Raw genomic sequence first — 13,740 nt, 5'->3', positions numbered from 1 at the left:
TCACTTCCCCTCCTGGACGTGGGCCACCGCGTCGACCACGATGTGCGCCAGGTGATCATCCACCAGGCGGTAGACGACTTCGCGGCCCCGTCGCTCCCCGTGCACGACCCCGGCGGTCTTCAGCACACGCAGGTGCTGGCTGATCAGCGGCTGCGCCACCCCGAGCAGGTCGACCAACTCGTGCACGCACCTGTCCTCGTCGCGCAGCTGGAGCACGATGGCGATCCGGACCGGCGCGGCGAGCGCGCGGAGCAGGTCACCGGCGTCCGACAGCACGGCCGCCGAACTCGGGGTGCGCGGCTCCGCGGGCGGGCGTTGCGGTGCGTGCAGCTCCGCCCCGCCGGGCAATCCCGCGGTGCTGACCGTCGCCATGCTCTTCTCCACCCTGGTCGGACCTGATTTCGATACCCGGTTTCATTACCATTCGTCAACGCCTCCTTCCATCCTAGTGTTCCGCGCCCGGCAGGCCGGTTACTCCCGGTGGCGCAGCGGGCCGCTGCTCCCTTAGGGTGGCTCACACGGATTTTGCTTTTCAAGCACCACCTCTGTCACAGAGCGTTGTAGCCGCGACGGGAGTTTCGACCGGAGGCTGGGGAGACATGACGCGATCGGGCACGAAGCTGGTTGTCGGTACCGCCGTGCTCGCGGTGGTGGCCCTGCCGGGAATCGCGGCCGCGCAAGGGGTTTCGCCGGTCGACGAGAACACCGGCCCGGTGTCGTTCGCCAACGTCGCCGCGATCAAGGTCGGCCCGGACACCGGCGGCGGTTTTGTCATCACCGAAACGCAGCGTTCGCCGCTGCGGCCCGGCATTTCGACGTTGTCCCAGGACCGCACCGTGGTGCCCCAGGACGACGGCGAGCGCGGCGCCCTCGGCACCAGCCCCCAGTACAAGCTCGCCGTGGGCAGGTTCGGCGACCCGAGCCCGTTCCCGGCCGAGGTCAAGAGCACCGACCACCACGTCGTCGCCTCGCTCGAGGCCACCACGGTGCCCACGGCGGTCGCCGAAAGCAACTACGCGCTGCTCGACAACGGCCGAGGCAAAGCCTCACCCTCGGACGACGCCGTGGTCGTGTTCTCCGATGCCAAGACGAGTGTCGACTGCGCCGCCGTCGACGCCGTCACGTCGACGGCGAGCGCGGCGAAGCTGTGGCTGCGCGACGCGACGGACCAGCTCGTGCAGGTCGCCGTGCCCGCGGGTACGCAGAAGGCGATCATGACGGGCATTAAGGCAGGCCCGCCGTCCGCCGTGGATGGCGCGTCGCCACCAAAGACCACTTCGGACGTCACGGTGTCCCGGGTGACGTCGTTCGACCAGCTGCTGCGGCAGGACGCGTGGCGCGGCGGTGACGTCACGGCCGCCTCGGGGTGGCAGGTCGACGTCGTCACGCACGTCGTCACCGCGGCCGGCGTCCAGGATGTGCACACCAGGATCGTGCTCGGCGGTGTCAGCTGCTCTCTGCCGAAGGGCTTCGTCGCGCGGCCCGCGGCCGGGACAGCGACCTCGGAAGGCGCGCAGCCCATCGTGCCGACGAACATCCCCGCCGGGGTGACGGCCGCGCCCGACCGGAAGACCGGCTCGCCGTGGGGCTTCGCGCTGGTCGGCGCCGGTGTCGCGCTCGCGGCCGCCGCCGCGGCGATATGGCGTCGCCGGGCGGCGCCGGGAACGCCGAAGTAGCGCCACGATGGACATTCCGCGGCGGAGGTGGCTAGCCGTGCTGATCGGCGTGCTGGCCTGCGGTTTTGCCGTGGCGGGTGTCGCCGTCCTAGCCCCGGGCGCGCCACCGCCGGAGGTCCCGCTCGTGGTCGCCCTGCCCTCGCCCGGCGCCCCGCTCGAACTGCCGGCGGACGTCACGACGGCGCCCCAGGTGCCGCGCGCCGCGCAGCACCCCGGAACGGTCCTGCTGCCGGGCGGCGGCACCGCGAAGCTCGTGCGTGAGGAAGTGACCTCGAAGGGGGTCCTGCCGATCCCGCAAGGCCTCGAACGCGCCGCCTGGTGGGGCGTCGAGCTGGGTACCGCCCACGGGGCGTCCCTGCTGTCCGGCCACGTCAACTGGGCGGGGACGACCGGTCCGTTCAACCAGCTCTGGTCGATCCGGCAGGGGCAGGAAGTCAACGTGGTCGACACCGCCGGCGGGCACTGGGTGTACCGCGTCAGTGCGATCGTCACCCTGCACAAGGACGCCCTGCCGGCGCAGGCGCGGACCCTGTTCGGCCCGGACGGGCCGCCGCGCCTGGTGCTGGTGACCTGCGGGGGCGACTACGTCGGGGGCACCGACGGCTACGACGAGAACCGCATCGTCACGGCCGACCTCGTCACCCGCCCCAGGTAGCGCTGAGCCACAGCAGCCCCACTGACCCCACCAGCCCCAGAAACCCGCTGCAACCCGCCTGTTCGCCGACGGCGTGTCTAGCGGCAGCACCTCGCCGCGTGAGGTGCCCGTCCGCAGTGAAGGAGCAGGTCTCGATGGTGGAACAAATCGGCGGTCCGAAACCAGGTTCGTCCCGGACTCGCTGGCTGCTGAGCGCGGGGCTCCTGGTGGTCGCGGCGCTCGTCGCCGTGCTGCTCGTGTTCACCGGAAAGAGTGATTCCGCGGTGGCGGGCGGGACGCCGGTGCCGTCTTCGGCGTCGTCGACGCAGAGCGTGGCAGCCCCGGTCCCGCAGGGGCTGCAGTCCCAGATCCCCGGCGTCGTCACGCTGCCCGGCGGCGGCATCGCGAAGCTGGTCAAGCAGGAACTCACCGCCGACGGCACGCTGCCCATCCCGCAAAGCCTCGGCGAAGCCGCTTGGTGGGGCGCGGACGCCGGGGCCGCGCAGGGCGCGATGCTGCTGTCCGGGCATGTCAACTGGAAGGGCCAGAAGGGCCCGTTCGACGAGCTTTGGCGGGTCAAGGACGGTCAGGAGGTCGACGTCGTCGACGCCACCGGCGGCAAGTGGGTGTACAAGATCTCCGACATCGTGACCATCGACAAGTCCAAGCTGGACCAGAGCGCGCCCCAGCTGTTCGGGCAGGACGGACCGCACCGGCTGGTGCTGGTGACCTGTGGCGGCGAGTACGTCGGCGGCAGCGAGGGCTACGACGAGAACCGGATCGTGACCGCCGATCTCGTCTCCCACCCTTGACAGTCGTCTAATCCCCTCGCGAACTCGGTGGAGGGGGCGGATAGTGTGGACCTTTCAGTCCCATATCCGTCCCCGCATGCTTCGGAGCGTGGAGTGCCCGCTAACACCATCGAGACCGTCGTCAGCCTGTGCAAGCGTCGTGGCTTCGTCTTCCCTTCTGGCGAGATCTACGGCGGAACCCGGTCTGCGTGGGATTACGGACCCCTCGGCGTCGAGCTGAAGGACAACATCAAGCGTCAGTGGTGGAAGACGGTGGTCCAGGGTCGCGACGACGTCGTCGGCCTCGACTCCTCGGTCATCCTCCCGCGCCAGGTGTGGGTCGCGTCCGGCCACGTCAACGTCTTCACCGACCCGCTCGTCGAGTGCCTCTCCTGCCACAAGCGGTTCCGCGCCGACCAGCTCGCCGAGGACTACTCGGAGCGGAGCGGCAAGGAGACCAGCGAGGACGATCTGACCGAGGTGCCGTGCCCCAACTGCGGTAACCGCGGCCAGTTCACCGCGCCGAAGGACTTCAACATGATGTTGAAGACCCATCTCGGCCCGGTCGAGACCGAGGAAGGCCTCGCCTACCTCCGCCCGGAGACCGCGCAAGGCATCTTCGTCAACTTCCTCAACGTCCAGACCACCACGCGCAAGAAGCCGCCGTTCGGCATCGGCCAGATCGGCAAGTCCTTCCGCAACGAGATCACCCCGGGCAACTTCATCTTCCGCACGCGCGAGTTCGAGCAGATGGAGATGGAGTTCTTCGTCGAGCCGGGTGAGGACGAGACCTGGCACCAGTACTGGATCGACGCGCGCACGCAGTGGTACACCGATCTCGGCATCAATCCCGAGAACCTGCGCCACTTCGAGCACCCGAAGGAAAAGCTCTCGCACTACGCGAAGCGGACCGTCGACATCGAGTACCGGTTCTCGTTCAACGCGGGTCAGGAGTGGGGCGAGCTGGAAGGTATCGCCAACCGCACCGACTTCGACCTCACCACGCACTCGAACCACTCGGGCGTCGACCTGTCGTTCTTCGACCAGGCGTCGGGCCAGCGGTTCCGCCCGTTCGTGATCGAGCCCGCCGCGGGTGTCGGCCGGTCGATGATGGCGTTCCTGATCGATTCCTACCGGGAATACGAGACTCCCAATGCCAAGGGCGGCGTCGACAAGCGCGTCGTGCTGGAGCTCGACTACCGGCTCTCGCCGTACAAGGTCGCGGTGCTTCCGTTGTCCCGCAACGCTGATCTGACGCCGAAGGCGAAGGCTATCGGCGACATGCTGCGCAAGCACTGGAACACCGACTTCGATGACGCCGGTTCCATCGGCAAGCGGTACCGGCGCCAGGAAGAGGTCGGCACGCCGTTCTGTGTCACGGTGGACTTCGACACCCTCGAGGACCACGCCGTGACCGTGCGCGAGCGCGACAGCATGGCCCAGGAGCGCGTCGCGATCGACAAGCTCGAGTCCTACCTGGCTGCCCGCCTGATCGGCTGCTGACCAGGGCTCACCGCAGACACGGAAACGGGCCGTCCCCGGCGAACTTCGCCGGGGACGGCCCGTTTCCGTTTTCCGACCCCTGACACTTGTCATGGCCACGTCGTGACGCTCGGCCCAGGGGCGCCGGGCCTCCCGGCGGCAGAGTTCCGGGTATGAACAAGACGCAGACTTCGAACGCCGGCGCCGGGGTCGCCGACGGTGCGGCCGTGCATATCACTGGCCTGCGCAAACACTATGGGGACGTGCGCGCCGTCGATGGGCTCGACCTGACGATCGCGCCCGGCGAAGTCGTCGCGCTGCTCGGCCCGAACGGCGCCGGCAAGTCCACGACCGTCGACATGCTCCTGGGGCTCACCGAACCCGACCACGGCACGGTGTCCGTCTTCGGCTCCACACCGCGCGACGCGGTGTCCCACGGCGCTATCGGCGCGATGCTGCAGGGCGGCGCGCTGCTCGACGACTCCACGGTCGGCGAGATGGTCACGATGGTGGCATCGCTGCACCGCAGGCCGATGCCGGTCAAGGACGCGCTGAGCCGTGCGGGTATCGCCGATCTGGCAGGCAGGCGCGCCAACAAGCTCTCCGGTGGTCAGAAGCAGCGCGTGCGGTTCGCGGTCGCGCTCGTCAGCGACCCGGACCTGCTCGTCCTCGACGAACCGACCGCCGCGATGGATGTGGGAACCAGACGCGAGTTCTGGAAGTCCATGTACGAGTACACGGCGACCGGACGGACAGTGCTCTTCGCGACGCACTATCTGGAGGAAGCCGAAGAGTTCGCCGACCGCGTCGTGCTGATGCGGGCGGGGAAGATCGTGGCCGACGGTTCGGTCGCGCAGGTCCGTGCGCTCGCAGGGGGTCGCACGGTCCGCGCGGTCGTGCCGGGGGTCACCGGCTCGGCGATCGCGGGTCTGCCCGCGATCGCCGAGTTCGAAATCCGCGGCGACCGGGTCGCCATCTCCAGCACCGACTCCGACGCCACCTTGCGCGCACTGCTGGCGACCCAGCCCGGTGCCCGCGACATCGAGATCGCCGCGGTCGGCCTCGAAGGCGCGTTCCTTTCCCTCACCAGCCCCGATAACCCTGCCGCCGCTGCCGCTACCGCCGCCCAGATCCAGGAGAACCTGCGATGAGTGTCACCTACCTGCGCACCGAGATCCGGCGGACGTTCCGCAACACCCGGTTCGTGCTCTTCGCGATTGCCTTCCCGGTGCTGATGTTCCTGTTGCAGGCCAACCTTTTCCTCAGCGGCGTCACCCCGGCGGAGAAGGCGTCGGCGGTCGGCGTGGTGATGGTGAACATGATGGTGTTCGGCACGCTGGCCGCGTCGATGTCCACCGGCGCGAGGCTGTCCGTCGAACGTTCCGTCGGCTGGCAGCGGCAACTGCGTCTCACCCCGCTGTCCGGTCCCGGCTACCTCGGCGGGAAGGGGGTCTCCGGCATGCTCGTGGGGCTGCCCGCGCTGATCCTCGTGCCGCTGATCGCCGGGGTGGCCGAAGGCGTGCACCTCGACGCCATCGGCTGGGTGAAGATCATCGCCGGGATCTGGATCGGGTCCGTCCCACTCGTGCTGATCGGGTTGCTGCTCGGCCAGTTCGGCACTCCGGAGTCGATGCAGCCGGTCAATATGCTGGTGATGATGGGCATGGGTTTCCTCGGCGGGCTGTGGATCCCGATCGACACGGCGGCCTGGGTACACAACGTGGCGCAGTTCCTGCCCAGCTACTGGCTCACCGCGCTGGTCCGGCCGGTGGTCACGAACGAGCTGAACGTCAGCTTCGGCCACGCCGCGATGGTGCTCGGCGGTTGGACCGTGGTCCTGATGGCGCTGGTCGCCAGGCGCTACCGTAAAGACTCGGCTCGGGTCTGAAGACCGAAAGGCGATGGCGGTGAGTGAGAAGAGCGTGCGCTGGGCGTCGGGCGGCTGGACGTGGCGCGAGGAGGACTTCGGCGAGAACGGGCCGCAGTCGTCCCTGTGGCGGTGGTACCTGATCAGCGTCGCCTTCCTGCTGCCGCTCCTGACCCCGGCGGTCGACGAAGTGTTCTCCGGTGGCCACGCGATGTGGTGGAAGACGCTGGCCGTGGTTCTCCTCGCTGCTTACAGCGTCTGCTACGTGGCGTTCCCGCTGGTCCTGCCGAGGACGAGGTTCGATACACGACTGGGGTTCTGCGTCCTGATGCTGGCAATCGGCTGGGGCGTGCTCGCGATGTTCGGGTTCGCTTCGCTGTACGGGTTGATCTACGCCACGGCTGTCATCGCGTTCGCCCTGCCACCCGCTTGGGTGGTCGTGCTCGACGGCGGAAGCCTCGGCCTGTTCGCCGTGGTCGAGCTGCTTCTCGGCAACTTCGGCCGGATACAGGGCAACCTGACCACGGTGGCCGCGGTGACCGGCGCGCTGTTCTTCATGGGCAGGCTCGTCAGGGCGATGCGCGCACTCAGGCAGGCCAACGAAGAAATCGCGACGCTCGCGGTCGCCGGTGAACGGGAGCGCATGGCCAGGGACCTCCACGACATCCTCGGACACAGCCTCACCACCATCACGGTCAAGGCGGGACTCGCCCGCCGGGTGCTGGAGAGCTCAGCGGACAAAGACCGCGCGATCCTCGAGATCCGCGAGGTCGAGGGGCTTTCGCGCAGTGCGCTGTCCGACGTCCGGGCGACCGTGTCGGAGTACCGGGAGGTGTCGTTGTCGGCGGAGCTGGTCGGCGCGCGGGCCGCGCTCCGGGCCGCCGAGATCGACTTCGACCTGCCGCAGGCGGTGGACAACGTGCACCCGTCGCTGCAACCGACGTTCGGTTACGTGCTGCGGGAGGCGGTCACCAACGTGCTCCGCCATTCCAGTGCCCACCGGGTCAAGGTGCGCTTCGGCGACACCTGGTTGGAGATCGAGGACGACGGCGAGTCCTCGTCCGGTGGCGTGGTCTCGGGGAACGGCTTGCGCGGCCTGAACGAACGGCTGGCACTGGTGAGCGGCACGGTGAAGGCCGGACCGCGGCCCGGCGGGGGCTTCCTGGTGCGGGCCGAGGCGCCCGTCGAAGCCGCGGCTCGGCCCGAGCCGGTCACGGCCCGCGCCGAAGTCGCCGGAGGACTCGCTTGATCCGCGTCCTGCTCGCCGACGACCAGGCGATGGTGCGCGGCGCACTGGCCACCGTGCTCGGCCTGGAATCCGATATCGAGGTTGTCGCCCAGGTCGGCTCGGGGGACGACGTGCTGGCCGCGGCGAAGGAGACCAGCCCGGACGTCGCGCTGCTCGACGTCCAGATGCCGGGCAAGGACGGCCTGGAGGCCGCGGCCGAGCTGCACAAGGCGATGCCGTCGTGCCGGATCATCATCTGCACCACCTTCGGCAGGCCGGGCTACCTGGCCAGGGCGATGGCGGCCGGCGCGTCCGGGTTCGTGGTCAAGGACGCCCCGCCGGAGCAGCTCGTCGACGCCGTCCGCCGCGTCCACAGCGGGCTGCGGGTCGTCGATCCCTCGCTCGCCGCGGAGTCGCTGGCCACCGGCGCCAGCCCGCTGACCACGCGGGAGCACGAGGTGCTGAAGTCCGCCAAGGACGGCAGCACGGTCGCCGACATCGCCCGGGCGCTTCACCTGTCCGAGGGAACTGTGCGCAACCATCTGTCCGCCGCGATCGGGAAGACCGGCGCCCGGACCCGCGCCGAGGCCGTGCGACTTGCGGAAGAACGCGGCTGGCTCTAGATCCGGCAACGGCTGGTGGGCGCGCCCCGCGTCGCCGTTCGGGCACGCTCTGCGAGGATGGCCAGGTGAGTACGCCAGAGGTCGCCAAGCCGGGGTTGCGCACCTGGCTGCGCCGCGGCCTGGCCGGGACGGTGCTCATCGCGCTGCTGGTGATCGGCGGCACGGGGTTCCGGGTCTGGCAGGTCGGCCGCGCCGATGACCGCGGTCACGCCGACGTCATCGTCGTGCTCGGCGCCGCGCAGTACAACGGCAAGCCGTCGGAGATCTTCGAAGCCCGGCTCGCCAAGGCCAAGGAGCTCTACGACGAGGGCGTCGCGACGACCATCGTGACGACCGGTGGCAAGAAGACCAACGACAACTACACCGAGGGCCAGACCGGCGCGAACTGGTTGCAGCGCCACGGCGTCCCCGTCGACAGCACGCTCGCGGTGCCGGAGGGCAGCGACACCCTGCGCAGCCTCCGCGCGGTGTCGGACGTGGCGCGACAGCGCGGCTGGAACACCGCGGTGCTGGTCAGCGACCCGTGGCACGAGTTCCGGGCGCTGACCATGGCCGACGACGTCGGGCTCGACGCGTGGGCGTCGCCGACGCACACTGGGCCGATCGTGCAGACGAGGGCGATCCAGGCCCGCTACATCATCCGGGAGACCGGCGCGTACCTGTTCTACCGGCTCACGATGACCCCCGCCGACGACTTCGGCAGCACCGGCGTCGGCTGACCACACCACAGGCGACACCCAGCTCCGGACACCGGCTTTCGCCGTACACCGACACAACCCGGCCGGCCTTCGCGCCCGCCAAGGACTACTCGCCCGCCCCAGTCCGGTGGGACTCGGCGATCTGAACGTGGGACTCGCGGGCCCACGAATCTCGAGAACCTCACCAGTCACACCGACACCACCCCGACACCACAACCAACCGCCGAACGGTGGCACTCGGCGGGGAGAAATCTGTCGGTGGGGGTGATTAGGCTGGTGGGGTGGACGACGCGTATTCCGGGCACGACCGGGCCCGCCTGGTGACCGAGCCGGACAAGGGCGCGGTACTGGCCGGGTCGCGGTCAGACGCGCGCAGCCCGTTCTCGCGGGACCGGGCTCGGGTCCTGCATTCGGCCGCGTTGCGCCGGCTCGCGGGCAAGACGCAGGTCGTCGGTCCCGGCGAAGGCGCCGAGGTCAGCGGTGTCCCGCGCACACGGTTGACCCATTCACTCGAGGTCGCGCAGATCGGCCGGGGGATCGCCGAGGAGCTGGGCGCCGATCCCGACCTCGTCGACACCGCGGGGCTGGCACATGACATCGGGCACCCGCCGTTCGGGCACAACGGGGAGCAGGCGCTCAACGAGGTCGCGCAAGCCTGTGGCGGGTTCGAGGGCAACGCGCAGACACTGCGGATCCTGACGCGGCTTGAGCCGAAGGTCCTCACCGAGGACGGCACTGTAGCCGGGCTCAACCTCACCAGAGCCTGCCTCGACGCCACCACGAAGTACCCGTGGCCGCGTCGCCCGGGGCAGGTCAAGTACGGCGCGTACGACGACGACGCGGCCGTGTTCGAGTGGATGCGCGAGGGCGCGCCGGAGCGCGTTCCCTGTCTGGAAGCGCAGATCATGGACTGGGCCGACGACGTGGCGTACTCGGTGCACGACGTCGAGGACGGCATGCTCGCCGGACGAATCTCGTTGCGGGTCCTCGCCGACCCGCAGGAGCGCGCCGCCATCGCGGAGGCTGCCGCGAAGCACTTTTCCGCCCAGTCGGTGTCCACTTTGGAGGGTGCCGCGCGCGAGCTGCTGGAGCTGCCGGTAGTCGCCGCGCTCGCCGGGAACAGCCACGACACCTCACTGGGCGCGCAGGTCGCGCTCAAGCGGCTTACCAGCGAGCTCGTCGGCCGATTCGCTTCGGCCGCGGTGACGGGCACCCGCGCCGCCTACGGCGAAGGCCCACTCACCCGGTACTCGGCACGGCTCGCGGTACCCGCGCAGGTGGCTGCCGAGGTCGCCCTGCTCAAGGCGCTCGCGCTGCGGTACGTGATGAGCGACCGGCGGCGGCTGGCCATGCAGGACGGCCAGCGCCAGGTGCTCGCCGAGCTGGTCAACGCGCTGACCGAACGGGCGCCGGAAGCGCTGGACCCGATTTTCCTGCCCGCCTGGAACACCGCCCCCGGCGACGCCGAACGGCTGCGGGTCGTCGTCGACCAGGTCGCTTCGCTGACCGACGCCCAGGCCCATGCCTGGCATTCATGGCATACCGGACGTCATGGCTGAGCCCGTCCCTGAGCAGTGCGGAATGCGGTGGGGAACCGGTACCGTCTCGGTGTGGCTGAGCTCGACGAAAACACATCGGACCATCTGCTCTTCTGCCTGACGCTGCACGCGGCGGTGGCGGGAGACGGGCAGAACTCGTGTTTCTCGCCGTATTCGGTGGCCAGCGCGCTCGGGTTGCTCAGCCGTGCCGCGCGCGGCAAGACAGCCGACGAACTCGTGTCCTTGCTGGCACGGAACTTCGACGGGTTGCGCAAACTGGCGGTGTCCTTGCGCGGCGCCGCGACGCTGGACGAGCCGCACGGCAGGGACGAGCCTGTGCTCGCCGTGTCCAACACGCTCTGGGCCCTCGACGAGCTGCCGATCGAGGACGGGTTCCGCGCCGAACTCGCCGCGTGGCCGGGCGGTCAGGTCGCCTCCGCGCCGTTCGCGGCCGATCCTGAGGGCGCCCGCCTGATGATCAACGCCGACGTCGCCGAGCGCACCCGCGGTCTCATCCCCGAGCTGCTGCCCCCGGACTCCGTCGACGCCGAAACAGTCGCGAGCCTGGTCAACGCGTTGTACCTGCGCGCGGCGTGGGTCCACAAGTTCACCGACGGCGCGACCGAACCGGCCGACTTCCACGCGCCCGGCGGGGTCCGGAAGGTGCCCATGATGCGGCAGTCCGAGCTGCTCGGCTACGGCGCCCGTGACGGCTGGCAGGTGGTCGCGATGCCGGCGGTCGGGGGAGTGCAGGCGGTCGTCCTGCTACCGGACGGCGACCTCGCCGAGGCGGAGTCGGCACTGGACGAGCGGTCGCTCGCGGCGCTGCTGAGCTCGCCGAAGACACACACCGTCGGGCTGTCGCTGCCGAAGTTCTCGCTCGACGTGTCGACCCCCCTCACCGAGGTGTGTCAGGGGTTGGGTGTCCGGGAGGTGTTCACCCGCGGCGGTGATCTGACCGGGCTCACACCTGATCCGCGGGTCTACGTCTCGGCGATCCTGCACCAGGCCGTGCTGAAGATCGACGAGCAGGGATTGGAAGGCGCGGCCGCGACCGCGGTGATGTTCCGGGCGATGTCGATGACCAGCGCCGACCCGGTCGAAGTCGTGGTCGACCGGCCTTTCCTGCTGCTGGTGCGGCACGCCACCACCGGTATGGTCTACTTCTTCGCGCGTGTAGTCGAGCCGTGAGGACACCCAGTGGAGACCGCAGTGAGGGCCTTTCCTACGTGAGCCTGCACGAAGACGAGCTGACCGCGCTGCTGGAGCCGGACGCCCCCGACACGCCTCTCGCTGATCCCGCGAAGCCCGCGCCCGAGCGGGCCGGCCGCCGCTGGACGGCGTCGGATGTCGGCATCATGGCCGGGTACCTGTTCTTCGCGCTGGTCCTTTACAGCGGGCTTTGGCTGAACCTGAGCCATGGCTACCTGTGGAACAGCGCGTCGGACCAGAACCTCTGGGAGTGGTTCTTCGACGTCACCGCGCGCAACGTCGCGCACTGGCAGAACCCGCTGACCACCGGCCTGCAGAACTACCCGCTCAGCGTGAACATGATGGCCAACACCGCCATGCTCGGGCTGAGCGTGCCGATGACCCCCATCACACTGCTGTTCGGGCCGACGGTGACCTGGGCCATCGCGCTCACCGGCGGTATCGCCGGGACGGCGGCGGCCTGGTACTGGGTGTTCTCGCGCCATCTGGTGTCGTCGAGGGTGGGCGCCGGGATCGGCGGGGCGTTCTGCGGGTTCGCGCCGTCGATGATCTCGCACGGCAACGCGCACCCGAACTTCGTGGCCTGGTTCGTCCTGCCGTTCATCATCGTGCGGACGATCCGGCTCGTGCAGGGCGCGCATCCGGTGCGCGACGGGGTGATCCTGGGCCTCTTGGTGGCCTATCAGATCTTCCTCGGCGAGGAACCGCTCCTCATCGGCGTCCTGGCCTTCGTGATCTTCGGCGTTGCGTACCTCGTTTCGAGGCGGGTCGAGGTACGCGCGATGCTGCGGCCTGCCGCGATCGGGCTGCCCATCGCCGCCGCCGTCGCGCTGGTGATCGTCGCGTATCCCTTGTGGTGGCAGTTCTTCGGCCCGCAGAGCTACCAAGCGCTCCAACACGGCCCATCGGGCAACGACACCGCGGCGTTCACCCGGTTCGCCACCGCGTCGATCGCCGGTGACCCCACCGCCGCCGCCGACATCTCGATGAACCGGACCGAGGAGAACGCGTTCTTCGGCTGGCCGCTGATCGTGCTCATGATCATGGTGAGCATCTGGTTGTGGCGGTCGGTGGTCGCGCGGTCACTGGCGATCTCGATGTTCCTGATGGCCTGGCTGTCCACCGGCGTGCAGCTCGTCGTCGCGCACAACCAGACGGGCTTCCCCGGGCCGTGGAAGCTCCTCGCCGACAAACCGCTTTTCGAGTCGCTGCTGGAATCCCGGCTGGCCATGGGCTGCGTGTTCGCCATCGGCGGGCTACTCGCCATCGCGACCGAGCGGGTTTTCGCCGCGGCCAAGGAGTTCGACGAACGCAAGCTGCCCATTCGGCTGGTCTGGCTTGGCGCGGTGGTGGCGGTTCTGCTGCCGATCGCGCCGACCGCCTACCTGGTGAAAGATCGTCCGCAGACTCCGCAGTTCTTCGCGGACGGCACGTGGCGCCAGTACGTCGAACCGGGCGGAACGGTGGTCACCGTGCCGTTGCCGGGCAGTGGTGAATCGGAACCGCTGCACTGGCAGATGGACGCCGGCCTCGGGTTCAGCATGCCCGAGGGATACTTCGTCGGCCCGACCAGCTCGACCGACAAACGCGGCCGCTATGGCGCCTCCGGGCGGCCACTGGCGACCATGCTCGACAACGTCCACCAGACCGGCACTGCCGCGCCGGTGTCCGACACAGACCGTGCCAGCGCCCTCGCCGACCTGCGGTACTGGCGCGCGGACGTCCTCGTGCTGATCCCCCGCCCCGACGACGACGCGTTGCGGACCACCGTCGAACTGCTGCTCCGCAAGCCCGCCACCGTCGTCGACGGCGTCTGGCTCTGGGACGTCCGCGCCCTGACACACTGAACCTGCAACGAGGGCAATTTGTACAAAAGTCGGTCTTCCGCCCTGGCGGGCGGGTTGGTGAGGGGTGAAAATCGGGTTAGGTCGCCTGCCGACGTCGTCGCACTGTGGTCCACGAGGCCGTGCAAAAGTCGGGCGCTGGGAACC

At 69.4% G+C, this 13,740-nt stretch carries 13 protein-coding genes; 12 read left to right on the top strand and 1 reads right to left on the bottom strand.

Annotated features, from left to right (window positions below; genetic code table 11):
* On the bottom strand, nucleotides 1–372 hold the full coding sequence (locus tag JWQ81_RS25605; RefSeq protein WP_297545328.1) for a metalloregulator ArsR/SmtB family transcription factor: 372 nt from the start codon (nucleotides 370–372) through the stop codon (nucleotides 1–3).
* A gap of 227 nt (nucleotides 373–599) precedes the next feature.
* On the opposite strand from JWQ81_RS25605, the gene JWQ81_RS25600 reads away from it, so the two are divergent.
* From JWQ81_RS25600 to JWQ81_RS25545, 12 genes are all read left to right on the top strand, one after another.
* Nucleotides 600–1,676, top strand: coding sequence for a hypothetical protein (locus JWQ81_RS25600; protein ID WP_297545326.1), 1,077 nt, complete (start codon nucleotides 600–602; stop codon nucleotides 1,674–1,676).
* 7 nt (nucleotides 1,677–1,683) lie between these two features.
* Nucleotides 1,684–2,331, top strand: coding sequence for a class F sortase (locus JWQ81_RS25595; RefSeq protein ID WP_297545324.1), 648 nt, complete (start codon nucleotides 1,684–1,686; stop codon nucleotides 2,329–2,331).
* A gap of 134 nt (nucleotides 2,332–2,465) precedes the next feature.
* Nucleotides 2,466–3,122 (top strand): class F sortase, encoded by a 657-nt coding sequence (locus JWQ81_RS25590; RefSeq protein ID WP_297545322.1) that lies wholly within the window; start codon nucleotides 2,466–2,468, stop codon nucleotides 3,120–3,122.
* A 93-nt stretch (nucleotides 3,123–3,215) separates the two neighbouring features.
* Entirely contained in the window at nucleotides 3,216–4,604 is a 1,389-nt protein-coding gene (locus tag JWQ81_RS25585) for a glycine--tRNA ligase (protein ID WP_297545321.1), read from the top strand.
* Nucleotides 4,605–4,756: 152 nt separating this feature from the next.
* A complete protein-coding gene (locus JWQ81_RS25580) occupies nucleotides 4,757–5,734 on the top strand; it encodes an ABC transporter ATP-binding protein (protein ID WP_297545316.1) in 978 nt (325 codons plus the stop codon).
* A complete protein-coding gene (locus tag JWQ81_RS25575) occupies nucleotides 5,731–6,471 on the top strand; it encodes an ABC transporter permease (RefSeq protein ID WP_297545315.1) in 741 nt (246 codons plus the stop codon). Before JWQ81_RS25580 ends, JWQ81_RS25575 begins: the two co-directional genes overlap by 4 nt.
* A gap of 103 nt (nucleotides 6,472–6,574) precedes the next feature.
* Nucleotides 6,575–7,699, top strand: a complete 1,125-nt coding sequence (locus JWQ81_RS25570; protein ID WP_297545394.1) for a sensor histidine kinase — start codon at nucleotides 6,575–6,577, stop codon at nucleotides 7,697–7,699.
* A complete protein-coding gene (locus tag JWQ81_RS25565; protein ID WP_297545314.1) occupies nucleotides 7,696–8,301 on the top strand; it encodes a response regulator transcription factor in 606 nt (201 codons plus the stop codon). The genes JWQ81_RS25570 and JWQ81_RS25565 overlap by 4 nt, the downstream gene beginning before the upstream one ends.
* A 65-nt stretch (nucleotides 8,302–8,366) precedes the next feature.
* Nucleotides 8,367–9,020, top strand: a complete 654-nt coding sequence (locus tag JWQ81_RS25560; protein ID WP_297545313.1) for a YdcF family protein — start codon at nucleotides 8,367–8,369, stop codon at nucleotides 9,018–9,020.
* A gap of 260 nt (nucleotides 9,021–9,280) precedes the next feature.
* Nucleotides 9,281–10,558, top strand: coding sequence for a deoxyguanosinetriphosphate triphosphohydrolase (locus JWQ81_RS25555; RefSeq protein WP_297545312.1), 1,278 nt, complete (start codon nucleotides 9,281–9,283; stop codon nucleotides 10,556–10,558).
* A 51-nt stretch (nucleotides 10,559–10,609) separates the two neighbouring features.
* On the top strand, nucleotides 10,610–11,728 hold the full coding sequence (locus JWQ81_RS25550) for a serpin family protein (RefSeq protein ID WP_297545311.1): 1,119 nt from the start codon (nucleotides 10,610–10,612) through the stop codon (nucleotides 11,726–11,728).
* 38 nt (nucleotides 11,729–11,766) lie between these two features.
* Complete coding sequence (locus tag JWQ81_RS25545; RefSeq protein ID WP_297545392.1) at nucleotides 11,767–13,596, top strand: DUF6541 family protein; 1,830 nt, start codon at nucleotides 11,767–11,769, stop codon at nucleotides 13,594–13,596.
* The last annotated feature ends 144 nt before the right edge of the window (nucleotides 13,597–13,740 follow it).

This window comes from Amycolatopsis sp., from assembly GCF_025464955.1.
Lineage (GTDB): Bacteria > Actinomycetota > Actinomycetes > Mycobacteriales > Pseudonocardiaceae > Amycolatopsis.
This window is presented reverse-complemented; position numbering and strand designations above follow the sequence as displayed.